This is a genomic window from Blautia sp. MSJ-9 (assembly GCF_018919065.1).
Taxonomy (GTDB): Bacteria; Bacillota; Clostridia; order Lachnospirales; family Lachnospiraceae; genus Blautia_A.
Window position 1 is genome coordinate 46,824 of the sequence record NZ_JAHLQG010000024.1, and the last position, 25,590, is coordinate 72,413.

General features: G+C 43.2%; 19 protein-coding genes. 7 read left to right on the plus strand and 12 right to left on the minus strand.

Annotated features, from left to right (window positions below; genetic code table 11):
• Positions 1-155 precede the first annotated feature (155 nt).
• Together KQI87_RS06520 and KQI87_RS06525 are read left to right on the plus strand one after the other, a co-directional pair.
• Complete coding sequence (locus tag KQI87_RS06520; RefSeq protein WP_216459450.1) at positions 156-1,850, plus strand: hypothetical protein; 1,695 nt, start codon at positions 156-158, stop codon at positions 1,848-1,850.
• A gap of 248 nt (positions 1,851-2,098) precedes the next feature.
• Complete coding sequence (locus KQI87_RS06525; protein WP_216459452.1) at positions 2,099-3,472, plus strand: MATE family efflux transporter; 1,374 nt, start codon at positions 2,099-2,101, stop codon at positions 3,470-3,472.
• 18 nt (positions 3,473-3,490) lie between these two features.
• Here the strand turns inward: KQI87_RS06525 and KQI87_RS06530 are convergent, their stop codons facing one another.
• From KQI87_RS06530 to KQI87_RS06545, 4 genes are all read right to left on the minus strand, one after another.
• A complete protein-coding gene (locus KQI87_RS06530) occupies positions 3,491-4,828 on the minus strand; it encodes an MATE family efflux transporter (RefSeq protein WP_216459455.1) in 1,338 nt (445 codons plus the stop codon).
• A gap of 375 nt (positions 4,829-5,203) precedes the next feature.
• On the minus strand, positions 5,204-5,944 hold the full coding sequence (locus KQI87_RS06535; RefSeq protein ID WP_216459457.1) for a hypothetical protein: 741 nt from the start codon (positions 5,942-5,944) through the stop codon (positions 5,204-5,206).
• 70 nt (positions 5,945-6,014) lie between these two features.
• Positions 6,015-7,076, minus strand: a complete 1,062-nt coding sequence (locus tag KQI87_RS06540; RefSeq protein ID WP_216459459.1) for an acyltransferase — start codon at positions 7,074-7,076, stop codon at positions 6,015-6,017.
• Positions 7,077-7,188: 112 nt separating this feature from the next.
• Positions 7,189-7,944: a DUF3825 domain-containing protein gene (locus tag KQI87_RS06545; RefSeq protein WP_253292402.1), complete on the minus strand. Its 756-nt coding sequence runs from the start codon at positions 7,942-7,944 to the stop codon at positions 7,189-7,191.
• 359 nt (positions 7,945-8,303) lie between these two features.
• Between KQI87_RS06545 and KQI87_RS06550 the strand changes: the two genes are divergently transcribed.
• The 4 genes from KQI87_RS06550 to rfbD all read left to right on the plus strand — a co-directional run bounded on the left by KQI87_RS06550 (position 8,304) and on the right by rfbD (position 12,743).
• Positions 8,304-9,485: a MerR family transcriptional regulator gene (locus KQI87_RS06550; protein WP_216459461.1), complete on the plus strand. Its 1,182-nt coding sequence runs from the start codon at positions 8,304-8,306 to the stop codon at positions 9,483-9,485.
• Between the two features lie 224 nt (positions 9,486-9,709).
• Positions 9,710-10,606: a glucose-1-phosphate thymidylyltransferase RfbA gene (gene rfbA, locus KQI87_RS06555; RefSeq protein WP_216459463.1), complete on the plus strand. Its 897-nt coding sequence runs from the start codon at positions 9,710-9,712 to the stop codon at positions 10,604-10,606.
• Positions 10,607-10,769: 163 nt separating this feature from the next.
• Complete coding sequence (gene rfbB, locus KQI87_RS06560; RefSeq protein WP_216459465.1) at positions 10,770-11,798, plus strand: dTDP-glucose 4,6-dehydratase; 1,029 nt, start codon at positions 10,770-10,772, stop codon at positions 11,796-11,798.
• Between the two features lie 3 nt (positions 11,799-11,801).
• Complete coding sequence (gene rfbD / locus KQI87_RS06565) at positions 11,802-12,743, plus strand: dTDP-4-dehydrorhamnose reductase (RefSeq protein ID WP_216459467.1); 942 nt, start codon at positions 11,802-11,804, stop codon at positions 12,741-12,743.
• 105 nt (positions 12,744-12,848) lie between these two features.
• Here the strand turns inward: rfbD and KQI87_RS06570 are convergent, their stop codons facing one another.
• The 3 genes from KQI87_RS06570 to KQI87_RS06580 form a co-directional block, all read right to left on the minus strand.
• The gene (locus KQI87_RS06570; protein ID WP_216459469.1) at positions 12,849-14,528 is read right to left on the minus strand and encodes a dicarboxylate/amino acid:cation symporter; all 1,680 of its coding nucleotides are present in this window, start codon (positions 14,526-14,528) and stop codon (positions 12,849-12,851) included.
• 67 nt (positions 14,529-14,595) lie between these two features.
• A complete protein-coding gene (locus KQI87_RS06575) occupies positions 14,596-16,566 on the minus strand; it encodes a TRAP transporter permease (RefSeq protein ID WP_216459471.1) in 1,971 nt (656 codons plus the stop codon).
• Positions 16,567-16,571: 5 nt separating this feature from the next.
• Entirely contained in the window at positions 16,572-17,573 is a 1,002-nt protein-coding gene (locus KQI87_RS06580; protein WP_216459473.1) for a TAXI family TRAP transporter solute-binding subunit, read from the minus strand.
• Positions 17,574-17,762: 189 nt separating this feature from the next.
• On the opposite strand from KQI87_RS06580, the gene KQI87_RS06585 reads away from it, so the two are divergent.
• Positions 17,763-18,377 carry a cytidylate kinase-like family protein gene (locus tag KQI87_RS06585; RefSeq protein WP_216459474.1) on the plus strand — a complete coding sequence of 205 codons (615 nt, stop codon included), beginning with the start codon at positions 17,763-17,765 and terminating at the stop codon, positions 18,375-18,377.
• 205 nt (positions 18,378-18,582) lie between these two features.
• On the opposite strand, the gene KQI87_RS06590 is transcribed toward KQI87_RS06585, so the two are convergent.
• From KQI87_RS06590 to KQI87_RS06610, 5 genes are all read right to left on the minus strand, one after another.
• Positions 18,583-19,977, minus strand: coding sequence for a glycine--tRNA ligase (locus KQI87_RS06590; RefSeq protein ID WP_118508582.1), 1,395 nt, complete (start codon positions 19,975-19,977; stop codon positions 18,583-18,585).
• A gap of 204 nt (positions 19,978-20,181) precedes the next feature.
• Entirely contained in the window at positions 20,182-20,934 is a 753-nt protein-coding gene (gene recO / locus KQI87_RS06595) for a DNA repair protein RecO (protein WP_216459476.1), read from the minus strand.
• Between the two features lie 152 nt (positions 20,935-21,086).
• Positions 21,087-21,995: a GTPase Era gene (gene era / locus KQI87_RS06600; RefSeq protein ID WP_119242429.1), complete on the minus strand. Its 909-nt coding sequence runs from the start codon at positions 21,993-21,995 to the stop codon at positions 21,087-21,089.
• A 28-nt stretch (positions 21,996-22,023) separates the two neighbouring features.
• Positions 22,024-24,948 carry an insulinase family protein gene (locus KQI87_RS06605; protein WP_216459478.1) on the minus strand — a complete coding sequence of 975 codons (2,925 nt, stop codon included), beginning with the start codon at positions 24,946-24,948 and terminating at the stop codon, positions 22,024-22,026.
• Between the two features lie 30 nt (positions 24,949-24,978).
• Positions 24,979-25,563: a DUF6553 family protein gene (locus tag KQI87_RS06610; RefSeq protein ID WP_216459479.1), complete on the minus strand. Its 585-nt coding sequence runs from the start codon at positions 25,561-25,563 to the stop codon at positions 24,979-24,981.
• Between the last annotated feature and the right edge of the window lie 27 nt (positions 25,564-25,590).

A 25,590-nucleotide genomic window follows, 5' to 3' on the forward strand; every position in this document is an offset into this window, starting at 1 on the left:
TCCATTTATATCTGGTAAAATTGATATAGATTGTTATTTCAGTCTGTAATGTCTTTCAGGGAATAATGACAGGCCTGTTTTTCAGAGCAGAAAATGAATGTCCTGAAATTCAATACCACCACATAAGATTCATAATAGAACATAAGGAGGCTCTTATGAAAACAAAGAAATGGTTCAGAAAAACAACCGCAATCTGTGCTGCGGCACTTCTTGGTACCGCTGCAATTCCATCTACAGCATTTGCAGCAGACAGCTACGCTTCCATCGAAAAAGATGCATGGGCAAAAAAGGTCACAGAAATGGTATCTTCTTACGCTACATCTATAGAGGAAAGCCAGTCTCTGATGTCCGGAATGCAGAGTGATATGATTCTGAAATTTGAAGATTCCGGCCGCTCACTTCTGGGATTTATCGCACCATTTGATGTCTCCTGGCTGGACAATGTCACACTTTCCAATGATATTTCTTTTACAGAGGGAAAAGAGGGAGTGCTCATGAAGCTCCTTCTTAACGACAGCGAAATCTGTACTTTAGAATATTATATGGATCCGGACACCCAGAATATTTATATGCGCATTCCAGAACTCTCTGATAAATATTTCAAGACCAATCTGGCAGAAGCCGCGGACCAGCAGGCTGCCAGCATTGAAAGTGATATCGAAGAGTTAGCCCCTGGCGATACAGACGTAAATATTCCGACTGATCATTTTGCCACAGCTTATTCAGACAGTATCAACCTGAGTGTTTCCATGATGTCTGATCTGGCGGCAACATTGCCGGAAGCATCTGTGGTAGAAACACTTCTGAATAAATACGGCTCTATGCTCTTCGATAACATTACAGAAGGCGAAAGCAGTCAGGAAACTCTTACAACCGGTGAGATCAGCCAGGACTGTACTGTATACGAAGCACAGGTTTCAGCAGAAGATGCCGTCAAAACTGCAACCGCAATCCTGGAAGAAGCAAAATCAGACAGTGATATTGAGAACATCCTCAATACCTGGACAGACAAACTTTCCAGCAATGAAGATCTGTACGAAAACTTCACCAAAGCTGTAGAAGACGGCCTTGATTCTCTGAAAGATGCAGATACCAGTAATTCCGATGATTCTCATCTCAACACCAGAATCTGGGTTGATGAGACCGACAGAATTGCAGGACGTGAGATTGAATTTCAGGAGGGCGATGAAATAACTCCTGTCCTGAACTGGCAGATGACGAAAGACGGCTCAGACTTTGGTTACCTTCTCTCCATTGAAACAGATGATTCCGGCACACTCTCCCTGTCCGGATCCGGTCAGATTAATGACGGTAAATTAAACGGAACCTATGAAATTTCTCAGGACGACACAGCCGCAGCCATTATTGAGGTAAAAGATTACGACACAGAATCTGCAAAAGAAGGTTACTTAAATGGTAACTATACCATCACTTTCCCTGCTGATTCTTCAGAAGACGGAGATTCTTCGCTTTCCATGTTTGAGAACTTCGCGCTTGTATTAGACTTAAATTCAGCAAAAGATTCCGGTTCTGTTGCACTGTCCGTTGAAAGTGCAGGCAGCACTCTCGGAAGCTTCACAATTACTTCCGGTGCAGGAGAATCTGTTGATATCCCGGATCTGACAGCTCTTGGAGACGTTTATGACATAACCAATGACGATGATATGAATTCCTATGCTGCCACACTTGACTTCACCACTCTTATGGACAACTTGTCCAAAGCTGGCGTTCCGGACGAGGTCATCACTTATGTTCTCAGTGGTGGAAGTGCTACAGATCAGGATACAAATGAAGGAACCGTTGAATATGGAGTTTCTGATTACAGTCCTGAGGAAAAAGATGCAGCCTGATCTGAATATCCGGAATACGTTGCGTTACGTAGAACGTTATATTCTGATTGTAGAACAGGCAGAAATAAATTTAATTATAACTTATACGTCAGATATGGCAGAGCATATCTGACACCCATTATTACTGTTATATAAAACAGTGTTACTGTTCGCTCTGTGAACAGTAACAAAACAATAACATTTAATAACAGAAAGGGGCTGCCGCGAAAAAGCGCGACAGTCCCTTTCGAACGGATGAGGAAATAAAAATGAATACAACAGCAGATCTTGGCAAGGCTCCAATACGCACTCTGGTGCTGCAGCTTGCCATTCCTTCTATGACCGCGCAGTTTGTCAATGTCCTTTACAGTATCATTGACAGAATGTATATCGGACATATTGCCGGTAACGGCACGCTTGCCCTTGCAGGTGCAGGTATATGCGGTCCTATCATTACACTTCTTACGTCTTTCGGCACCCTGGTAGGAATCGGCGGTTCCATCACCATGGGCATCCGCCTGGGCGAAAAGAACACCAAAAAAGCAGAACAAGTACTGGCAAATTCCTTTCTTATGCTCAGTATTTTCTCTGTTCTGCTGACTGTCAGCTTTCTTCTGTTAAAAGACAAGCTTCTGATGTGGTTTGGAGCAAGTGCAGCTACTTTTCCATTTGCCAATACTTACCTAACCATTTACACAACAGGAACTTTCTTTGCACTGATGGCTACAGGACTGAACTACTTTATCAACTGTCAGGGTTTTCCGCTCGTGGGAATGTTTACGGTTCTCATCGGTGCAGGCTGCAATATCCTGCTGGATCCTGTGTTTATCTTTGGATTTCATATGGGGATCGCCGGCGCTGCAATTGCAACCGTCATTTCACAGGTACTTTCCTGCATCTTTGCCATGACTTTCCTGTTTGGAAAAAAAGTACCTGTAAAGATCACCTTCGGACAATATGACCTGAAGATCATGGGCAAGATCATTTCTCTGGGATTTTCTCCCTTTCTGATCCTTGCCACTGACAGTCTGATCCTGATCATCATGAATACGGTCCTTCAGAAATACGGCGGCGCCTCCCAGGGTGACATGCTGATCACCTGCGCTACCATCGCCCAGAGCTATATGCTTCTGATCACTTCACCGATGATTGGTATCAGCGGAGGCACACAGGCGATCCTCAGTTACAATTACGGTGCAAAACGTGCGGACAGAGTCAAAGACGCAGAAAGGAACATTCTGGGGGTAATGCTTATATTTACCACCATCATGCTCCTTCTCTCCCGGCTTGTACCGCGGTATTTTGTTCTGTTATTTACAACGGATCCACAATATATCCGCTTCTCTGTCTGGGCAATTCAGACCTATACACTGATGATCATCCCGCTGAGCTTTCAGTATGTTTTCGTAGATGGTCTTACTGCTCTGGAAAGACCGAAAACAGGACTTGCACTTTCCGTTACCAGGAAATCGCTATTTGTGCTCAGCGCAGCAGTTCTGCCTGTTTTTTTCGGAGCAAAAGCTGCTTTTTTCGCGGAACCTGTAGCTGACGGAGTTTGTTCTGTACTCTCCACAATTGTGTTCCTTCTCCTTATCAACCGTCATCTGGAGAAACGCTGTCAGTCAAATACAGATCTGGCTTAACTGCCCTATCGCAATTCCCTACTGCAGCAAACGGTTCCAGTAATATTTTATCCCGATCCCTACTACCACTGCTGTTGTAAGTTCACAAATCCAAAATGCATTCCATACAGCGCCTGCTCCTGCAAAATGGCATAACAGGTAAGCTGCCGGAATGATTACAACAATATATCTTAATAAAGAAATCACCAGAGACTGGGTACCTTTGCCCAGTCCTTCTAATGCTCCGCAGACCGTAACAGAAATTGCAGACGGGATAAATCCAACACAGATGATTCTCAGTGCTGTTGTACCAATCTTTACAGTCTCCGGATTCTCAGTAAACATTCCCATCAGCGATGCTGATGCTGCAAGGCAGAGGATCGTTCCCGCCAGCATGATCATACCATTCAGACAGAGAGAAATACCGAAGATCTTTTTCACACGTTTTGTCTCACCTGCCCCATAATTGTATCCCATCAGAGGACGCATTCCCTGTACAATACCACTTGCCGGCAGATACAGAAAAGTCTGCAGTTTGTAATAGATTCCCAATACTACTACATAACTTCCGGAGAATGCAGACAGGATCTGATTCAGGAATGAGATCAGTACGGAAGGAAGCGCAATATTCAGGATTGCCGGAATACCTACCATATATAATTTTCCATCCAGATTTCTGTCAGCTTTCATATACTTTCTGCTGACTCTGACCGGTATCTCACATTTCTTATATGCGATCAGATACACCAGAACATTAAATACCTGTCCAAGTCCGGTCGCAAGTGCTGCACCTCTGATCCCCATTTTCGGGAAAAATCCAACTCCAAAAATAAGAAGCGGATCCAGGATAATGTTGGAAATACAGCCCACCAGCAGACTGAGCATCGTAAGTTTCATCATGCCTACTGCCTGGAAAATCTTTTCAAAGGATAGGCTGATCATGATCACTGTAGAAAACGCAAATGCGATCGTTGAATACTGTACTCCAAGTGAGATCACATCCTGTTCCTTTGTAAACATCTTAAGGAATACAGGCATGAATGGAATGCAGATTGCTGTAAAGATAATTCCATGAATAATATTAAAAAGCATACCATGAGTAGCTGCTGTATTTGCCTTTCCGATATTCTTTGCTCCCAGATGGAAGGATATCTGTGCATTAATTCCTACACCAAAACCAATCGCAACTGCATTGATAAAGTTCTGCACCGGGTATACCAGAGACAATGCCGTCATTGCCTGCTCGCTGATCTTTGCCACAAAGAAACTGTCCACAATATTGTACAATGAATTCACAAGCATGGACAGGACCATTGGCATAGCCATAGATATCAGCAGTGGAAATACCGGTTTTTCTTTCATAAAAGTGTTATTCATTCTTTTCCCCTTTCTTTTTTCTTTCGTACTGCCATTTCCGTGGCAAAAAAATACCACACAATTATCAGTACATAAATGTACGACAATTGTGTGGCGAAAAAAGTTCATGTTTCTCACAAGACTGAAAAATCCACACCAGTTTTGGCATGATAAACATACCATAAATTGCTGATATCTGTCAAGTATTTGTTAAAACACCTCGCCGGGCGTGTAGATAGTACGTTACTGTTCACTCCGTTTACAGTAACGTAGCCAAAATTCATTCCAGATTGCCTGCGGCAATGGAATTTTGGCTTGTATGTCTCGGGATTTTGGCATATTCATGCCAAAACACCTCGCGGAATAGTGTTGTGTGAACAGTAACGATAGTACCAATCAGTTCTGGTCTGTCAGTGTCTGTACCCACTTTACTGCATTCTCCTGATTCTTTGATGAATATGGGATCACAATACACATCGGTTCATAAGCGACTCCCAACTCTTCGGCAAGTTTACTGTCTGTAATGGAAATATGTGTCTTATCTGTCTGTTCCCCAAAGGATTGAAAGGTATCCTCTCCCAGAAGTTCTTCCAAATCTGCAAACGGCTGATTTTCATTCAACGTCTGATACAGAGATTCCGGCATAACCATCACATCAATGGATCCTGTCTGAACCTGTGTCACATATGCCATCTGTGCAGTATAATCAAATTCCTTCTGCTCAGAATCTGTAGTAAGGTTAACTCCTATCTCAACCCTGCTGTATTTGTCATCACTGCAGCCAAGAACATCCTTAATCTCCTGTTCAAGTGTATCTGTATCGCCTGCCAGAGAATTGACTACAGATACTGCCATTACTGTCTGTATTTTAGCATTTTCATAATAGTCCTTTGCTGCAAATGCGAGTGCGATCGCTGCGATCACTCCGAAAATAGCCGGTTTATAATACATCCAGATATATTCCAGCTTCTTTCCGAATCCCATTCCCTTTAACTTCTCTTTCTCAATCAGGCGTCTTTCCTTCTTTGACAGATCCGTCTCATTCTTGATCTCCGGATTAAGCACACTCTCATCGTGCTGTTCTGTCTGTTCCACTCTCTTCTCCCTCTGGTTCGTGTCCTGATTTTTTTCTGTCATTTCTTCTCCTTTGTGCCTTTTTCAGCTGATTTTCTTATGATTCTTCAGGCATCTGCACAGATGTCAAAACTCAGTGTAGTTTTGTTTTTCTGTCATAAGATTTACTGAATACTATACCACATTTCTCATGGTGTGAACAGCTTTTGACATAGATATTTACTCTGAAAATACAGTAAATGATCAGTAATGTCATTCCATATACACACAATGGTCGCAACCAGAGCCAGCATCCAATTCTGCTGATTCCTGTGCAGCCAGAGATTCTTTTCGCAGCATCAGCCACTGCAGGATGAATCAGATAAACGGGAAACGCATACTTCTGTCCTGCTTCTGCCAGCACCTGCGGAAATGTTTTTTTCCTTCCATATAATATAAGCCAGATAAACAGACAGATGACCGTAATACAGTTTCCCAGATAAATCTCTCTGGCTCCCTGCAGACAGTATTCCAGAACACTGAGTATGATCCCTGACACAATCCCTGCAACAAACTTTCGTTCTATACTCTCTGACAGTCTCTGTTCCAGTTTATCCTGCTTCTCGTGGATCATCTGCCCCATAAGATAAAAACTCATACCTGTAAACAAAAAGTTTCTGTATTCCATCGTATGGTAAAATCCACCTGCAAATCTGCAGAACTCTGCTCTCCACAAAAGTACCACAGATAATATCGGAATGCAGCAGTACGCCGCCTTTCTGATATGCAGCTTTTCGATACAGAAATCAACCGCATAACAGTAAATAAGTGCAGGCAAAAACCACAGATGTGCCCTGACAGGTGAAGTACTGTTATAAAAAACAAATTCCTTCAGATGCTCTATATCCGTAAGTTCTTTTATCCACTCTGCCGCATTCCCTCCGCCTGAAACTTTCATCAGATATTCCCAGCCAAAATAAAACAGGATAGATACTGCAAAGAGTTTCAGGATATGTATGATCTTAAAGGGTATCTTAACTGCAGCATTATTGTTTTCATAATAGCAGAAATATCCGGATACCATAAAGAAAAATGGCACTGCACATCTGGCAAATACTTTTATGATCTGACCTGTCTCTCCTGGAAAGCTTACATGAATACAGACTACCAGAAATGCTGCTATTGCTTTTGCCACATCCAGACTTTTGTTCCTCATCTTATCACCTGCCTTTATCTTCTGCGTGTCAATATAGCAAAGCTTATCCTCTGTGTCAATCTGTTACTGTTCCTTCCGTGCCCAGTAACGTCTATCTTTCCTGTAGTCCATCTCAGGCAGATGGAGCACCCAGAAGCCAGCTTTTATCTACTCTGGCAAGAAGTCTGGCATTGTGATACGCCATCCGCAATGTCAGGCAGGTCCGGCCCAGATATTTGCTTCCATCGGGTGTCTTCATACATGCCAGTGCCAGATCCGGCCTGCCCGGGTGTCTCAGACAGATAGGGATCAGTAACTGGATAGAATGATTGTAATACTGCGGGATCGCAGTCTTATAATCTGCCTCCAGCATCCGTCTGGTCTGCTTCAGTGCCCCGTCAAACAGCTGCAGACGCATGCTGCTTTCCCGCACTTCTTTTGGCAGACGCGCTGCATTCTCTTCATCTCCGAATATGTGATCATACTGTGGGATGACCGGAAGCTTCGTGTCAAATACAAGATCTGACGGATTCTCTACATAGCTTGCTTTTTCCGGCAGACTGGTGATTCCTTCTTTTAATAAATAATATTCTGTGTAAAATCCATCCAGAAACCACGGCTGCCTGTCCGGAACCAGATTGGGAATAAAGTACGCATAGATCGGCTGATAATAGTAATTAAAGAGTCCTGTATTAAATATGGCATAATTCTTTCTCTCCCACACCTTCTGTTCTTCATAAAGACGTTTAAATGTATGCTCCAGATATCCTTTCAGGATTCCGTTATCTTCTGTATCCGAAAAACTCCACTTCTCCGGCACCATCCTTGCCAGATTCTGGATCTGACGGTTATAATCACCGCAGTAAGTAAAATCGAATAAATTGATCATCAGGCTCCTCCTGTTCCTGCACCTTACATATTGTTCTCTCTTATATTTATTGTATTTTGGAAAAATTGTGGCAGAACTGCCAGATTATGATTCGTATGGAAAATCTGTTTCCAGCATAGAAATATGCTGCTTTTGGTTCTTATTTAACATATCATATCTACAGTTAAAAGACAAGCATTAGTATCCTTCAAAAAAATCCAAAACTCCCCATTTCATGCACTGGCAGAGCCTGATGCTTGTAGGCTGACAGTAAACTGTGTTATACTTTACCCAGATTGGAAATCAGCAAATGTAAACTATTTATCTGTTATAGTACGCATTTGTTAACAGCACTATTTTTTTTAAAAGAAGGTTTTCACATGAAAAAAGACGGCTACTACTCTTCCGGAGAATTTGCACGGATGGCTCATGTAACGCTCCGGACCATCCGTTATTATGATAAACAGAATATCCTCAAACCCTCCTATGTGACAGAATCCGGGGCACGTTTCTACACAGATGAGGATTTCGCCAGACTTTCCCAGATCCTGCTTCTGAAATATCTGGGATTCTCTCTGGACGATATCCGGGAGATGACCATTGATGATTCGGATTATCATTTCATGGAGAACTCTCTGAACATTCAGCTGAAACTGGTGCGTGACCGCATCGAGCAGATGCAGCTGGTAGAAAAAGCAATCCAGGATACTACAGAAGCAATCCGCTCCCAACATGCCATTGACTGGAATCAGATGCTTGACCTGATCCATCTGACCGGCATGGAAAAGAGCATGAAGAATCAGTACCAGAATGCATCCAATATTTCTTCCCGTATCAATCTCCACAGTCTCTACTCCCAGAATAAGCAGGGATGGTTTCCATGGATTTATGAACAGTGCCACATTCAGCCCGGTATGCGGATTCTGGAATTAGGATGTGGCGACGGAGCTCTGTGGGCACAGAATATCCAGTTCCTTCCCCAGGATATTTCGGTTACACTTTCCGATCTGTCTTCGGGAATGCTCCGTGATGCCAGACGTGCCATCGGGCGAAAGGACAGCCGTTTCTCTTTTGAGGTATTTGACTGCGCAGAAATTCCTCATGAAGACTGCTACTTTGATCTGGTGATCGCCAACCATGTACTGTTTTACTGCGAGAATATTCCTGCTGTATGCAATGAGATCCGCAGGGTGCTTGTCCCAGGCGGCAGGCTTGTATGCAGTACTTACGGAAGCAGACATATGCAGGAAGTCAGTCAGCTGGTACAGAATTTCGACGACCGCATTGTCCTCTCTGCTGACAGACTGTATGAACGTTTCGGCAGAGAAAACGGAGCTGCGATACTGAATCCGTATTTTTCCCATATTTCCTGGGAATCCTATAAGGACTCCCTTCTTGTCCCGGATGCAGAACCGCTGATCTCCTATATTCTTTCCTGCCATGGAAACCAGAATCAGTATCTTCTGGACAGATATAAGGATTTCCGTGGATTCGTATCACGAAAAACAAAGGATGGCTTCTTCATTACAAAAGATGCAGGCATTTTTCTTTGTGAAAAATAACCAAATTTTAACTTTTTTGTAAAAAGCACTTGAAGGTGACCTTAGGTCACCTTTTATAATACAATTACCAAAGTCAGGAATATATCGTAAATCAGCCTGACAATCCAGAAACCCGTTGAACCAGCCAGTATCGTAACAGTCTGATATTCCACTTATCATTTACACAGATAACTGACGAAATATCACCCTAACTACGTACTGACAAATGAAAAAGGAGAATACAAATGAAAGGTATTATTTTAGCAGGCGGTTCCGGCACACGCCTCTACCCGCTCACCATGGTAACATCCAAGCAGCTTCTGCCAATCTATGATAAACCAATGATCTACTATCCAATGTCTGTACTGATGAACGCAGGGATCCGTGATATCCTGATCATCTCTACTCCACAGGATACCCCACGTTTCGAAGAACTTCTGGGTGACGGACATCAGTTTGGTGTTCATCTCACCTACGCCGTACAGCCAAGCCCGGATGGACTTGCACAGGCCTTTATCATTGGCGAGGAATTTATCGGTAATGACACAGTTGCCATGGTTCTTGGCGATAACATTTTCGCAGGACATGGTCTGAAGAAGAGACTTCAGGCTGCTGTACAGAATGCAGAATCAGGCGAAGGCGCTACTGTATTCGGATACTATGTAGATGATCCGGAGAGATTCGGCATTGTGGAATTTGACAAAGAAGGCAAAGCCATCTCTATTGAAGAGAAACCGGAACATCCGAAGAGCAATTACTGTGTAACAGGATTATATTTCTATGACAACCGTGTTGTAGAATATGCAAAGAATCTGAAACCAAGTGCCAGAGGCGAGCTTGAGATCACAGACCTCAACCGCATTTATCTGGAAAAAAACGAATTAAACGTTGAACTTCTCGGTCAGGGATTCACATGGCTGGATACCGGCACACATGAGAGCCTCGTAGAAGCCACAAACTTCGTAAAAACTATGGAAAGCCACCAGCACCGCAAGATTGGATGCCTGGAAGAGATCGCATATCTCAATGGATGGATCACAAAAGAGGATGTGCTGAAAGTTTATGAAGTACTGAAAAAGAACCAGTATGGCCAGTATCTGAAAGATGTACTGGATGGCAAATACCTGGATGTACTTCACTAATTGAATCAGAACCATCCTTCTGATTCTGCCGAAATTGTTTCTGTTAAACAGAATTTAAATCATTCGCCCCTAATACTTTCTCTCTGTAATCTGTCATCAGTTCCTTCTATGACAGATTACAGCAGAATACTTATATTATTTATAAAATTAAAGGAGAATCACAATGAATATTATCGTAACCGGCGGTGCCGGATTTATCGGAAGCAACTTTATTTTTCACATGTTAAAGAAATACCCGGACTATCGTATCATCTGTCTGGACTGCCTGACATATGCAGGAAACCTTTCCACTCTTGCTCCTGTTATGGACAACCCGAATTTCCGTTTTGTTAAGGAAAGCATCACAGACCGCGAAGCTGTTTACAAACTCTTCGAAGAAGAACATCCTGACATGGTTGTAAACTTCGCAGCAGAAAGCCACGTAGACCGTTCCATTGAAAACCCGGAAGTTTTCCTTACTACTAACATTATTGGTACTGCTGTCCTCATGGACGCATGCCGTAAATACGGAATCAAACGTTACCATCAGGTATCCACTGACGAAGTATACGGAGATCTGCCACTAGACAGACCTGACCTGTTCTTCACAGAGGAAACTCCGATCCACACCAGCAGCCCTTACAGCTCTTCCAAAGCTTCTGCAGACCTTCTGGTACTTGCTTACCACAGAACTTACGGACTGCCTGTATCCATCAGCCGCTGCTCCAACAACTACGGACCATATCATTTCCCGGAAAAACTGATTCCGTTAATGATCGCCAACGCATTAAATGACAAACCACTTCCAGTATACGGAACAGGCGAAAATGTTCGTGACTGGCTCTATGTAGAAGACCACTGCCGTGCCATCGACCTGATCATCCACAAAGGACGTGTAGGAGAAGTTTACAATGTAGGCGGACACAATGAAATGACAAACATTGATATCGTTAAGATCATCTGTAAAGAACTCGGCAAACCGGAAAGCCTGATCACATACGTAGCAGACCGTAAAGGACACGATATGCGTTATGCGATTGACCCGACTAAGATTCACAACGAACTGGGATGGTTACCGGAAACTAAATTCGCAGACGGTATCAAGAAGACTATCAAATGGTATCTCGAGAACAAAGAATGGTGGGAAACTATCATCTCCGGTGAATACCAGAACTACTATGAAAAAATGTACGCACACCGCGGGGAGGCATAAATTATGAAAGTTTTTGTAACAGGTGTAGGCGGTCAGCTCGGACATGATGTTATGAATGAACTTGCGAAACGCAGCTATGAAGGTGTAGGAAGCGATATCGCTCCTTCCTACAGCGGAATTGCTGACGGTACTGCAGTTACCACAATGCCTTATGTACAGATGGATATCACTGATAAAGCTTCTGTAGAAAAAGTCATCAAAGAAGCAAAGGTTGATGCAGTGATCCACTGCGCTGCATGGACAGCTGTAGACGCTGCCGAAGATGAGGAAAATCAGCCGAAAGTCCGCCTTGTAAATGTAACCGGAACCCAGAATATTGCTGATGTGTGCAAAGAGCTTGACATCAAGATGCTGTATCTGTCCACTGACTATGTGTTCGATGGTCAGGGAACCACTCCATGGGAGCCGGACTGCAAAGACTATAAACCATTAAATGTCTATGGACAGACAAAGCTGGACGGTGAACTTGCCGTATCCGGCACAGTTGATAAGTTCTTTATCGTCCGTATTGCATGGGTATTCGGCAAAAACGGCAAGAACTTTATCAAAACCATGATCAACCTCGGAAAAACTCATGATACTCTCTCCGTAGTCAATGACCAGATCGGTACACCTACTTATACCTATGACCTGGCAAGACTTCTGGTAGATATGATTGAAACTGAAAAATACGGTTATTATCATGCAACCAATGAGGGCGGATATATCAGCTGGTATGATTTCACAAAAGAAATCTTCCGTCAGGCCGCTGCCATGGGACACCCGGAATATCTCCCGGAAAACATGACAGTCAACTCCGTCACAACTGCAGAGTATGGCGCTTCCAAAGCAGCCAGACCGTTTAACAGCCGCCTGGATAAGAGCAAACTGACAGCCAATGGTTTCACACCACTCCCCACCTGGCAGGATGCACTGGGACGTTATCTCAAGGAACTGGATTTCTAACAAGACGGAGTAATTTCCTATAACATAAAAAATCAGCTGGCAGCCGGCATATATTATACCGATTGTCAGCTGTATTTTTTTATACTCTTTTTCTGTTTTCTTCTGCTATTCTTCTTCTCTGCTGCGCTCCATATATTTTTCCATATCCAGTATTTTCTCTGATTTTGCAACGATCAGGGATGCTGCCACATCACCAAGACTATTGCTCATGGCACGCATCATACCCAGAAGCGAATCCATTCCCATGACCAGACCAATTCCAGCCAAAGGCACCTGCATCTGAGTCAGCAATACTGACAGACACACAAGCCCTGCTCCCGGCACTCCCGGCGCTCCCACCGACAGGACCAGAACAGAGAAAAACATGGACAACAGCATTCCTCCACTGATCTCCACACCAAAGATCCTTGCCAGTGTCATGCCGAATATTACAAGATATATACAGGTTCCATCCATATTCACTGTTGCACCTAAAGGAATTGACAGAGAATAGATTTTCTTTGGAATGCCAAGCTTATGTTCACAGGCATCCATATTTACTATGATCGCAGCATTACTGGATGCCAGTCCAAACACCTGCAGCATAGTAGGGCTGTATTTCTTTATAAATGGTACAGGAGTCAGATGTCCGATCAAAAGGATCAGCAGACAGTAAATTCCCAGCATTACAATAATACCAACTGTAAAAGTTCCCAACATTGCCAGCATTGACAGTAATACATCCGGTCCTGTCTTTAATATAACTGTTAAAACAGATGCAAATGTTGCAATCGGTATAAACTGAACCAGAATAACCGTAATCTTCAGGAAAAGTGAATTACAGGCTTCAAATATATCCTTCAATATTTTGGAATAATCTCCGATCTTTCCAAGTGCGATCCCGATCAGGATTGCAAGAAAAATCAGCTGCAGCATATTGGATTCCAGAAAAGGTTTCACAAAATTCGAAGGAATAATATTAACAATAGTATCCTTAATAGAGATACTGACATCCGAAGATGCAATTGCTGACACATCTGCAGTCAGCTTTGATGCAAGCCTCGGATCTCCGGGCTGAAAAACATAAAAAATACCAGTTGAGGAAAGAATAGCCAGTAGAGTCGTAAGCATATAAAATCCCATAATCTTACCACCGATCCTGCCAACCTCCTTCAGATCTCCAAACTGAGAAATACTGCTGACAATGGAAAAGAATACCACAGGACCTACGATCATTTTTAATGCATTCAGAAACATGGTACTGATAGATGAAAAGATATTATCATTTAATGCAGTATTAACTGTATCAGGTACAAAGGTCTTCATAAGCATTCCCACCACAATGGCTGCTGCCAGGGCAAACATTGTCTGTATTGCCATTGCATGTGGATTTTTCTGTACCATGATCTCCACCATATTTGTATGATTCTTATTCTTATAGCGCAGCTGGTCTTTATTAGATCTCAGAAGGATATCTCTGATCATTCCCTCTTCTTCCTGCGAAGACTGCTGATCATCATTCTCCCGGTTCAGTACCTCCTCAACTGTATATCCCTGTATCAGTTGAAATTCCTGTCCCCTGAGAGTCATATTGACATAAATCCTGTTCAGATTTTTATTTAAACTGATACCAATCTGATCATCTTGACTCTCTGCGTGTTCAGTCAGTTTAACCAGCGCTTCCTCTGCCACAAGCATTGTCTTGATTCTTTGCTTTTTTGCAATTTTTAATTCTGTAAGACCATTCTCAACAAAATTAATGCCGTCTGATATTTTTGACTGTTCAATTGATATTTTTTTATGCATATTTCCCCCTATCTTACGAAACTATCCTTCCAGCCCACTGCAGAACAAACAATCAGGACTTTATCTGTCAGACCACTACCTTCGTTTTATTCTGCTGCATTTTCTGCCATGCACATCCGGCAACGATCAGAAGCAGTCCCAAAATATCCGTCATAAGCGTTGGATTGATAAGCATCAGTCCTCCTACAGCCAACATAACGCGGACAATTGCAGGCATCTTCACAAACAGAAAACCTTCCAGTGATGCTGACAGACCAAATACGCCGATTAGTGAAGTGATAAAAATCTGAACTACACTGACAGCAGTGGTATCGATCAGAAGCATGGACGGATTGAAGCAGAATACATACGGCACAATGAATACCGCGATAGCCAATTTCGAAGCTGTAAATGCAGTCTTCATTGGGTTCGATTTTGCGATTGCAGAACCTGCATAAGCAGCAAGTGCTACCGGCGGTGTAATATCTGCTACAATACCAAAATAAAATACAAAGAAGTGAGCTGCCAGGATCGGCACTCCCATACGAACCAGAATCGGCGCACAGGTTGCTGCCATGATACAGTAGTTCGCAGTTGTCGGAACACCCATACCAAGTACGATGCAGCAAAGCATTGTAAGGAACAGTGCAATGATCAGTCTTCCGTTTGCAACACCGATGATTCCGTTGATCAGGTCATTTGCAAGACCAGTCATAGTGATGGAACCGGAAATAATACCTGCAACACCGCAGGCTACTGCTACGGAAATAACGCCTCTTCCGCCTGCTTCCAGAGCGTCCAGGCACTTTGTAACACTGATCCTGTTCTCTTTGTCAAACAGACTTACCACGATAGAAAGAATAATCGCATAACTTGCAGCTTTCTGCATAGTCATATAGTTTCCAGATACCCAGACAACCAGCATAACCAGAGGTAATAACAGGTAAATCTTACGGATCAGGATCTTGAATACAGGAAGTTCTTCTTTCGGAATACCGGAAAGTCCAAGTTTCTTGGCTTCCAGATGTACTGCGATAAAGATTCCAGCAAAATACAGCAATGCCGGCAGAATCGCTCTGACAATAATCTGTGAATACGGAACACCTACAAAGTCAGCCATCAGGAATGCTGCAGCTCCCATGATCGGAGGCATGATCTGTCCACCAGTAGAGGAAGCAGCCTCAACAGCACCGGCAAACTCTGGTTTATATCCTGTTTCTTTCATCATAGGGATGGTAACGGAACCTGTGGTAACTGTATTACCTACAGAAGAACCGGAAACCATTCCGCAGAGTGCAGAACTGATAACTGCTACTTTTGCAGGACCACCTGCATATTTTCCGGCTACGCAGTTTGCAAGCTGGATAAAGAAATTGGAGATTCCTGTTCTCTCAAGGAACGCACCAAAGATAATAAACACTACAATATACTTGGAGCATACATTCACCGGTGTGGAGAAAATACCTTCTTTTGTATAGAAGAGGTTACGCACCAGGAATTTCACTCTGCCAAAGAATGCCGGATTGGTAAGTCCTACAGCTAATGCATAGATCAGGAAAAATCCTGCTACGATCAGAATTGGAAGACCAACGCATCGTCTGGTAAGCTCAACCAGTGCCAGAATACCAACAATACCGATAATGATCTGATAAGTTTCAAATCTGGTACCCTGATTAATGATCTTATTTGCATTAAAAGTGAAATACAGAAACGCTCCTGTGCCAAGCAGCATAAAAATAATATCGCCGATCGGCATATAGTTCTCTCTGATATCACCCTTTTTTGCAGGATAAGTCAGAAATCCGATCAGAACGATCAGTCCAAGGAAAGAAGTCAGTCGGATTTCTTCCAGGAATGTTGCAAAAAGTGTTACATAAATACACCATAATGAAAATGCAATCAGAATTCCGCGGACAGCCAGTTTATATTTTCCGGTCCATACACGGACATTTGACTCACGGTCATATTTCTTCATAACCGCATCTACATCTGCTTCACTGACAGCATCTGTCTGTCCTGCCGGGGATGTATTTACTTTTTTACTCTTATTTTCTTTCATACCGGCTATTCCCCTTTCGTGTCAACTGTGATTCCGTGCTCTGCATAGTAACGTGCAGCGCCTTCATGGAACGGTATTGTCATACCTGTAGTGGCATTTTCCAGGGAAAGTTCGGCTCCCTTTGCATTCTCGGATGCAATCTCATCTGCATGATCAAAGATAGCAGCAGTCATATCGTAGACAATATCATCATCCAGGCTCTCAGATACAACGATCGTCGCCTTAACAGTAATGGTCTCCACCGGTTCGTCCTGTCCCGGATAAGTACCTGCCGGAATCTGATAGGTGGTATAATACGGACAACTGTTCAGAATCGTATCACGGACCTCTCCGTCAATATTGATCAGATATACCCCGTTGGTCGTTGCAAGCTCTGTGATCGCTGTTGTAGGCGCCCCCGCAACAGCAAACGCTGCGTCAATTTTTCCATCCTTTAATGATTCTTTACTGTCCTCAAAGGAAAGATACTGCGGATGAATATCATCCAGAGTAATACCGCCTGCATTTAAGACATCCAATGCATTGAAATATACACCTGAGTTTCCTGCACCGATGGATACGCTCTTGCCTTTCAGATCTGCTACTGTCTTGATGTCAGGATCCATGGTAAACAACTGCACCGTCTCTGCATAAAGACCGCCCAGGGTTCTGAAATCATGGGTTGCTCCATCCTGCTCGAAAGCTCTTACGCCGTTCCATGCATAGGCCATTACGTCAGACTGTACAAATCCAAGCTGGAAATCTCCATCCTGCACGGACTGCAGATTGGCTTTCGATCCACCTGTGGAAACAGCTGTAACCTTGGTATCTGTATTATTCGTAATATACTGGGCAAGTACGCCGCCGTAAGAATAATAAGTACCTGCAGTACCGCCTGTACCAAATGTCAGTCGGGTCTTACCCTGTCCACATCCGCTCAGAAGGCTGACTGCAAGAGCCAGGGATACAACCAGGCCAACGATCCGGCCTGCTTTTCTTTTACTTCCGAAAAGCTCTTTTTTTCTCATAGATTCATCTCCTTCTCCTCTAGCAATTCTCAAAAATAATGCATTTAATCCCGAGGATTACTATGAATTTTATATACATCTTAAAAATTATATCATATTTCACCAAAAATGAAAATATTTATTGAAGATTGTTATAAAAAACGTTACAATAAAATAAAGAAAAAACACACCCATATGGAGGTAATTACTATGGCTAAACGAATATATCCGATCATCACAATCAGCCGTGAATTCGGTGCCGGCGGACACAGTGTTGGAAAAGTACTCTCAGAACATCTCGGCATCCCTTATTATGACAAAGATTTCGTAAAAGAAACTGCTGCCAGAAGCGGATATTCTGAGGAAGATATTGAACGTGAAGGCGAAACTTTAAGCCGCAGTGCAAAAATTCTGGATAATTTCCTGGGTAATTCCATGAACTATTCCAGTTCCCATGATGCCATTTTCCGTGCACAGAAAGAACTGGTTCTTCACCTCGCACAGCAGGACTGCATTTTGATCGGACGCTGTTCCAACCTGATCCTGCGTGAGGCAGGTATCCCAAGTCTGAATGTTTTTCTTCATGCAGATGTTGATACCCGTACTACACACATCGAGAAGTTAGGATTAAACGGCAAAGAAGATCCACGCAAGTATCTGAACAAGATTGACGATATGCGCGAAACCTATTTCAAAACCTATACCAAACACGATCTTGGCAGTTACCATGATTATGATCTCTGCCTGGATACCGGAACTCTGGGATATGATGCCTGCATCGATATTATCGAAAAACTCGCCCGCCAGAAAGCACAAAAAGACTGATATCATACATAAACATTGGGAGTTATTACAGACAGATGGGAATTTCATCTGCAGAGCAATAACTCCTTTTAAGTCAGGTGGATGTCTTCCATCTTCACTCAGTAAAAAAGACAAAGATGCCGTTAACCATTATTTTAATGATTCAACGACACCTTTGTCTTATGTTTTAATATCTTATTTTATTTTCCAGACATTTCTGACTGATTTAGAATGTAAACTTATCTGCAAAATATGCATCCAGTTCATCAATCTTCACACGAACCTGCTCCATTGTGTCACGGTCACGGATAGTAACTGCTCCATCGTTCTCAGACTCGAAATCGTATGTTACGCAGAACGGAGTACCGATCTCATCCTGTCTTCTGTAACGTTTACCGATGTTTCCACGGTCATCATATTCACAGTTATATTTCTTGCTTAACTGCTGATAAATCTTCTCTGCGCCCTCATTAAGTTTCTTGGAAAGAGGAAGCACACCGATCTTAACAGGTGCAAGTGCCGGATGGAAATGAAGAACTGTACGAACGTCATTCTTCTCTGCATCCAGAACTTCCTCATCATATGCGCTACACAGGAATGCAAGTACCACACGGTCAGCTCCCAGTGACGGCTCGATTACATATGGGATATATTTCTGTTTCTTCTCATCATCAAAGTATGTCAGATCCTGTCCGGATACGTTCTGATGCTGTGTCAGGTCATAGTCTGTTCTGTCAGCGATTCCCCACAGCTCGCCCCATCCGAATGGGAAGAGGAACTCTACGTCTGTAGTAGCCTTGCTGTAGAAGCTTAACTCTTCTGCATCATGGTCACGGTAACGAACTTCTTCATCCTTAAGACCAAGAGAATGTAACCAGTTCAGGCAGAAGCTCTTCCAGTATGCAAACCACTCAAGGTCTGTATCCGGTTCGCAGAAGAATTCAAGTTCCATCTGCTCGAATTCACGTGTACGGAATGTGAAGTTACCCGGTGTGATCTCGTTACGGAAGGATTTACCGATCTGACCGATACCAAACGGGATTTTCTTACGGGATGTTCTCTGAACATTCTTGAAGTTTACGAAAATACCCTGTGCTGTTTCAGGTCTTAAATATACTGTGTTCTTAGCATCCTCTGTTACACCCTGGAATGTCTTGAACATCAGGTTGAACTGGCGGATATCTGTAAAGTTATGTTTGCCGCATGTCGGGCATGGTACATTGTGATCTTTAATGAAGTTCATCATCTCTTCCTGAGACCATCCGTCTACAGAGCTCTCAAGTTCAATACCGTTCTCCTGGCTGAAATCTTCGATGATCTTATCTGCACGGAAACGTTCGTGACATTCCTTACAGTCCATCAGCGGGTCAGAGAAGCTTCCCAGATGTCCGGATGCTACCCATGTCTGCGGATTCATCAGGATCGCACAGTCAACACCTACGTTGTATGGAGATTCCTGAATAAATTTCTGCCACCATGCACGTTTTACATTATTCTTTAATTCTACACCGAGATTACCATAATCCCATGTGTTTGCAAGACCTCCGTAAATCTCAGAGCCCGGATAAACAAATCCTCTTGCTTTTGCCAGAGCTATGATTTTGTCCATTGTTTTTTCCATCACAATTCTCCTCGTTCTTTTTTATAAAATAGGTACACAGCTATCGTCTAATATACAAACAATAACCGCCAACGTAACTACTCATTTTATCAGATCTGACAGGTCTCTGCAGTCAGATCCAAATCCTTAATTAGTTCGGTTAACACAATGAATAGCTACAACTAAAGCCATTATACCTGTAACTCTTTCCTTTTTCAAGGTATCTCAGCTCATTATTTCCAGAATTTCCAGACTTTTAAACCGTTTTTCTGTGTTTGTAGCCACATACGTGTGGATATAACGTTCCAGTTCATAGAGAACTTCTTCTGTTACAGCAAAGGTATACAGCTTGCCAAGAGACGCCGTTACTATGTACTGCATGGCATACAGGGCAGGCGCAGAAATTCTCTTTGCGTCATTTACCTGCCCAAGGCAATGCTTATCCAGTATTCCATGATTCTGCTGGGAAAAGAAAAGTTCCTCCCCCTCCACCGGCTGTCTTTCACAGCACACACAGTTAAACAGAGAAGGGCACAGTCCCTGTGCTGCCATCATGCGAAGTTCAAAAATACACCGCACCAGTCTGTCCTCAATATGAGGATTCAGCAATGCCTTCACCGTTACATACAGAAGGTTCATGGCTTCCTTCTCATCTGTTCCTTCCTGTCCGAAATAATCTGCCAGTTCCAGAAAATAATATCCGTAATAGATACCCGGCTGTTCACTGGCCAGTTCCACAAAATGATGAGTAATGGATGCCTGGTTCAGATTATAGCTGGAACGCCCTTCATAAAGGGTAAAGATTCCGAATACAAAGGGATTCGCTACTGCCAGAAACGGGCTGTTTGGCCGGCGTGCCCCTTTTGCAAAGGCTGAAATCTTTCCCCGTTCTCTGGTAAGAAGGACGATCCGTTTATCATATTCTCCTACAGGCATGGCAGAGAGTACCACTCCCTGCACAGTTATTAAATCACTCATTCCATCTGCTTCCTGACTATTGTTTTCTCATTTTAAGGATTGCTATAATATCTGCAATGGCCCAGACTGCCGGCAGATAATTTATTGTCTTATATCAAAATTTGCACGTAACTTTACCATTAGCTTTATCGTCTGATCAGATTTCCGTATTATCAGATTTCTTTTTTATCGTAACCGAAGTTCTTGATAAGGAAGTCGCTATCTCTCCAATCTTTCTTTACTTTGACCCAGAGTTTCAGATTGACTTTTGATTCCAGCATACGTTCGATCTCATATCTGGCGTTGCTGCCGATTTTCTTCAGCATGGCTCCTTGTTTACCGATGATGATTCCCTTATGAGACTCTCTCTCGCAAATGATCGTTGCATCAATATCTACGATTGGTTTCTTGCCCGGACGTGTTTTCATCTGGTCGATGGCAACAGCAATACCGTGCGGAATTTCCGCATCCAGTGCATGAAGTGCCTTCTCGCGGATCACCTCTGCCACAATCTGACGCTGCGGCTGGTCTGTAACTGTATCTTCATCATAGAACATCGGACCGTACGGCAGATATTTTAAGATACATCCAATAATATCCTCTGTATTCTGTCCTCTCAGAGCAGAGCACGGAATGATCTCTGCGAAATCACATACCTTGCGGTAAGTATCAATCGCAGGAAGGATTTCTTCCTTTGAAACTGTATCGATCTTATTAATGATCAGAATGACCGGCACACCGATATTCTGAAGCTGTTCCGCAATATGACGCTCTCCTGCACCGATAAAGGTACTTGGCTCTACCAGCCACATAATAGCATCTACTTCTTTTAAAGTTCTCTCAGCCACCTGAACCATATATTCGCCCAGCTTATTCTTTGCCTTATGGATACCAGGGGTATCAAGGAATACGATCTGTCCCTCATCACAGGTATAAACTGTCTGGATACGGTTTCTGGTTGTCTGTGGTTTCTTGGATGTGATAGCGATTTTCTGACCGATCAAATGGTTCATCAGAGTTGATTTACCAACATTCGGACGTCCAATGATCGCTACAAATCCGGATTTAAAATTCTCGTTCATTCTATCTTTTTCCTTATATTTTATACTTTTAGCCGTTGATCAGTGATTTCACTTCCATCAGTAGATCAGAAGCTTCAGATACCTTGCTCTCACTTCCCACCACGCAGATCTGATCTGCTGCCAGGATTGCTTCGATGATCTCAGCCAGTGCATGGATATCTTCTACAGATGCGTTAAGGATCTGATCACGTTCCTTCTGGAGCATCTCTTCTGTCACACCGCAGAAATATGCATTTCTGGAAACAGCCCCTTTCATCTGAGGGGTCTTCGGCACATCCTTGCCACTGATGGTTCCGATAATATATTTCGTCATATCACGCTCATCAGCCTGGAAGTTTCTCACATAATCCGGAATTCCTTTATATACATCCAGAGTACGTTTCAGATGCGGATCACGATAAGACACCAGATAGCTCTCACCATTTCTCTTAAATCCGCTCATGCAGCCATATGCGCCGCCCTTTACGCGAAGATTGATCCACAGATAGTCATAGCTTAAGATAACCTTCAGGATCTCAAGTGCACCTGTATATTCCAGACCTTTCTTCTTAAAGTTACCTGTCTGTGCCACATACTGTACCTGTCCTGAAGTCTTGAATCCTTCATTCTTCTTTGTGCAGATCAGTTTATCCTGATATTTCTCTACAGGTTCTGTGCAGAGTGCTGCTTTTACTTCTGCAGCAAACTTCTCAACCGCTTCCAGAGACTCTCTCTCTCCTGTATAGCTGATCATAAAGTTCTCCGGACGGAAGATTTCTTTCATCAGTCTGCGAAGTTCCTCTACGATCTCGTCTTTTCTCTGGTCAAAATCTTTCTCAAGTTTTTCGATAAACTGATAATATCCGATTCCAGCCATCTCATCCTGGAATGCTGCCATAGGAGAAGAATAAGCAGTTGCTCTCAATACAGCAGTAGAATGTCCGGCACCTGTCAGGCTGACCTGTGCACGTGATTTCACAGAAGCAATGATCTCATAGAGACGCTTGGTATCTTCCAGTTTAGAAGTATTCAGGATTTCCTGGATCATATGGAACAGGAATTCCATCTTTGGGTAAAGCGCTTTTCCTCTTACAGAAAACATTGCCTGAAATTCTTCCGTTGAATCTGCTCTGTCAAATACCTCTACACCGCAGTTGATACCACCTGTATTGGCATTGATCTCATTAAACAGCTCGCCGTATGTGTAATCCTTTGTATCTACATATCCAAGTACGGACTTCAAAAGTCCCAGATACGGGATCTGCTCCGGTGCAATGCTGTCTGTCTTAAACATCATGTCCACATATCCGATGCCGTTTGTGCATACATCATGATAAAGAAACAGACTGTCATCTACGGATAATTCCTCATTTACAAACTTTCCGGCTTCTTTCTTAATGTCACTTCTCTTCAGCATCGGGATGCACTCCAGTGCTTCAGGATCTTCTTCTGCCTCCTGATATGCTTCCAGTGCTCTGGTCTTCTCAACCATTGCATTTAATTCTTCCTCTGAAAGGCTGCTTCTGTAAGCTTCCAGTTTCTCTTCCAGTTCTTTCTCACGCTGGGCTGCCAGACCTTTCTTCGGCAGAAGCGTCAGAACACAGCCATGCGGGTTCTCAAGAAGATATTTGCGTATCAGTTCCTCGAAATATCCCTCATTGACTGCCTTCTTCAGATTCTCAAATACTGTAAGCTGCTGTACCTGTGCAAAAGGATTTCCCTTCTCATACAGCCAGTCTCCCAGGATATCCAGACCATACATCAGTCCCTTTGGATAAGAGGAGAAGTCTGCTTCACGGTAACGGAATTCAAAATAATTAATTCCTGCTTCCACTGCCTTCTTATCAATTCCGTTCTCAACGATATCTCCTAGCACCTGTCTGATCACAGATACAAATTCTTCTTTTTTGTCCGGATTGGAACCCTTTGCGATCACTGTAAAATATGGCTGGAGAATGCCGTCATCATAAGAGCCATAGACATCCTTACCCACTTTTGCATCCAGAAGTGCCTGCTTCAACGGTGCTCCCGGTGCACTTAACAGTGCGTAGTCCAACACCTCAAATGCCATTGCCATCTGGCTGTCTGCAGCATTTCCGGCAACCATATTGTAGGAAAGATAAGTATTATCTTCTTCGCTCTCGTTCTCAGCAACCGGATACTCCAGCTCCACATCCTGGCATGCTGCAAATGCTTTCTGCTCTTCAATAGCAGAATCTACATCCAGATGCTCGAAATTGGACAGATAATGCTCATCCAGGAATGCCAGTTTCTCTTCCATATCCATATTTCCATACAGGTAAATGTAGCTGTTGGATGGATGATAGTAAGTTCTGTGGAAATTCAGGAAATTCTCATAAGTCAGATCCGGAATGTTCTTCGGATCACCACCTGATTCACATCCATAAGTAGTATCAGGGAAAAGGTGATTCATGATCTCACGTTCCAGAACTTCATCCGGCGAAGAGAATGCTCCCTTCATCTCGTTATATACAACACCATTGTATTTCAGTGGTCCTTCCGGCTGTTCCAGATGATAGTTCCAGCCTTCCTGACGGAAAATCTCTTCTCTTTTATAGATATTCGGATAGAATACCGCATCCAGATAAACATGCATCAGATTCTGGAAATCCTGATCATTGCAGCTTGCTACAGGGTAGCAGGTTTTGTCCGGATAAGTCATTGCATTCAGAAATGTGTTCAGAGATCCTTTTACCAATTCCACAAAAGGATCTTTAAGTGGAAATTCCCTGGATCCGCAGAGTACGCTGTGCTCCAGGATATGCGCAACACCTGTACTGTCCTTAGGCGGTGTACGGAATGCGATATTAAATACTTTGTTCTCATCATCATTCTCGATCAGCATGACTCTGGCACCTGTTTTCTTATGGCGCAGGAGCCATCCCCTGGAATGAATATCTGTCAGTTCCTCTTCTGTCACAACTTCATAAGCTGTCAAATTCTCTTTGTTCATGTATGCCTCCAAATTAATTATTGGCGTATTCTATAATCCGCCCTCTCCCGGAAAATGAGCCTCATAAGCTTCCCTTGCTGCTCTGGTGATAATATCCAGTTCTTCCTTCATATTGATATTGCCCGGAAGCACAACTGCAGTCTCATATACATCATTCTGAAGCTTGTTCTTGGCATTCTTCTCACCCAGCGGCACAATTCCGCATAAAGTGGAATTATAAGTTTTATCTTTCTCACACAGTTCCATATAAGTTTTCACCATATGGCAGCATTCTCTGTAAAGCAGTTCTCTGTGAAGTTCACTCTTCTCCTGAATCTCTTTGAATTTCAGTTTCTTCAGGTTCTTCTCGATTTCTTTTCGCGCACTCTTTGCGCCAAAAAGTCTTCCGGCTGCATCTTTATTATATTCCAATGCCATCCAGAGAGCCAGGTATCCGTCTGCACGTGTTTCAGCTCCTTTTTCTGCCGGTCCGCCATAACGCAGTTCCCATAATTCCTTTCGAACTGCATTTGCCTCATCATCCTCTCCGTCCGCAATGGACTGATCAAGGAACATTTTTCTTTTCATTGGCTCATACTCTCTGTAATAAAGAGCAATTGTTGGTGTATCTGTCATATTCTTTTCCTCTCAGGTTATTAATGA

Excerpts from the sequence above, each read along its gene's own strand:
- KQI87_RS06520 (WP_216459450.1), top strand. The coding sequence starts at position 156 with ATGAAAACAAAGAAATGGTTCAGAAAAACAACCGCAATCTGTGCTGCG.
- KQI87_RS06525 (WP_216459452.1), top strand. The coding sequence starts at position 2,099 with ATGAATACAACAGCAGATCTTGGCAAGGCTCCAATACGCACTCTGGTG.
- KQI87_RS06530 (WP_216459455.1), bottom strand. The coding sequence starts at position 4,828 with ATGAATAACACTTTTATGAAAGAAAAACCGGTATTTCCACTGCTGATA.
- KQI87_RS06535 (WP_216459457.1), bottom strand. The coding sequence starts at position 5,944 with ATGACAGAAAAAAATCAGGACACGAACCAGAGGGAGAAGAGAGTGGAA.
- KQI87_RS06540 (WP_216459459.1), bottom strand. The coding sequence starts at position 7,076 with ATGAGGAACAAAAGTCTGGATGTGGCAAAAGCAATAGCAGCATTTCTG.
- KQI87_RS06545 (WP_253292402.1), bottom strand. The coding sequence starts at position 7,944 with ATGATCAATTTATTCGATTTTACTTACTGCGGTGATTATAACCGTCAG.
- KQI87_RS06550 (WP_216459461.1), top strand. The coding sequence starts at position 8,304 with ATGAAAAAAGACGGCTACTACTCTTCCGGAGAATTTGCACGGATGGCT.
- rfbA (WP_216459463.1), top strand. The coding sequence starts at position 9,710 with ATGAAAGGTATTATTTTAGCAGGCGGTTCCGGCACACGCCTCTACCCG.
- rfbB (WP_216459465.1), top strand. The coding sequence starts at position 10,770 with ATGAATATTATCGTAACCGGCGGTGCCGGATTTATCGGAAGCAACTTT.
- rfbD (WP_216459467.1), top strand. The coding sequence starts at position 11,802 with ATGAAAGTTTTTGTAACAGGTGTAGGCGGTCAGCTCGGACATGATGTT.
- KQI87_RS06570 (WP_216459469.1), bottom strand. The coding sequence starts at position 14,528 with ATGCATAAAAAAATATCAATTGAACAGTCAAAAATATCAGACGGCATT.
- KQI87_RS06575 (WP_216459471.1), bottom strand. The coding sequence starts at position 16,566 with ATGAAAGAAAATAAGAGTAAAAAAGTAAATACATCCCCGGCAGGACAG.
- KQI87_RS06580 (WP_216459473.1), bottom strand. The coding sequence starts at position 17,573 with ATGAGAAAAAAAGAGCTTTTCGGAAGTAAAAGAAAAGCAGGCCGGATC.
- KQI87_RS06585 (WP_216459474.1), top strand. The coding sequence starts at position 17,763 with ATGGCTAAACGAATATATCCGATCATCACAATCAGCCGTGAATTCGGT.
- KQI87_RS06590 (WP_118508582.1), bottom strand. The coding sequence starts at position 19,977 with ATGGAAAAAACAATGGACAAAATCATAGCTCTGGCAAAAGCAAGAGGA.
- recO (WP_216459476.1), bottom strand. The coding sequence starts at position 20,934 with ATGAGTGATTTAATAACTGTGCAGGGAGTGGTACTCTCTGCCATGCCT.
- era (WP_119242429.1), bottom strand. The coding sequence starts at position 21,995 with ATGAACGAGAATTTTAAATCCGGATTTGTAGCGATCATTGGACGTCCG.
- KQI87_RS06605 (WP_216459478.1), bottom strand. The coding sequence starts at position 24,948 with ATGAACAAAGAGAATTTGACAGCTTATGAAGTTGTGACAGAAGAGGAA.
- KQI87_RS06610 (WP_216459479.1), bottom strand. The coding sequence starts at position 25,563 with ATGACAGATACACCAACAATTGCTCTTTATTACAGAGAGTATGAGCCA.